This is a genomic window from Corallococcus sp. RDP092CA (genome assembly GCF_041903675.1).
Taxonomy (GTDB): domain Bacteria; phylum Myxococcota; class Myxococcia; order Myxococcales; family Myxococcaceae; genus Corallococcus.
In genome coordinates this window covers 1-429 of sequence record NZ_JAYESI010000128.1, presented here as the reverse complement: position 1 = coordinate 429, position 429 = coordinate 1, and the positions used below count along the sequence as shown (strand labels likewise).

At 70.4% G+C, this 429-nt stretch carries 1 protein-coding gene; it reads left to right on the top strand.

Annotated features, from left to right (window positions below; all coding sequences use genetic code 11):
- Positions 1-429, top strand: a 429-nt coding sequence (locus tag U8525_RS34475; protein ID WP_374270972.1) for an AMP-binding protein, incomplete at both ends; no start/stop codon positions are given.

Here is a 429-nt window from a genome sequence, read left to right as displayed (position 1 = left end):
TGGACATGGTGGTGGGCCTGCTGGGCATCCTCGAAGCAGGCGCCGGCTACGTCCCGCTCGACCCCGGCTTCCCACCCGAGCGGCTGGCCTTCATGGTCGAGGACGCGAAGCTCTCCACCATCCTCACGCAGCAGGCGCTGGTGGCGTCCCTGCCGTCCACGAGCGTGAAGCCGCTGCTCATCGAGGACACGGCCTCGCAGCCGGAGTCCGCGCTCCCGGCGCAGGACGCGTCTCCGGAGACCGTGGCGTACGTCATCTACACGTCGGGCTCGACGGGCAAGCCCAAGGGCGTGCGCGTGCCGCACCGCGCGGTGGTGAACTTCCTCGGCTCCATGCAGGAGGCCCCGGGCCTGGGCGCCCAGGACGTCCTGCTCGCCGTCACCACGCTCTCCTTCGACATCGCCGTCCTGGAGTTGCTGCTGCCTCTCT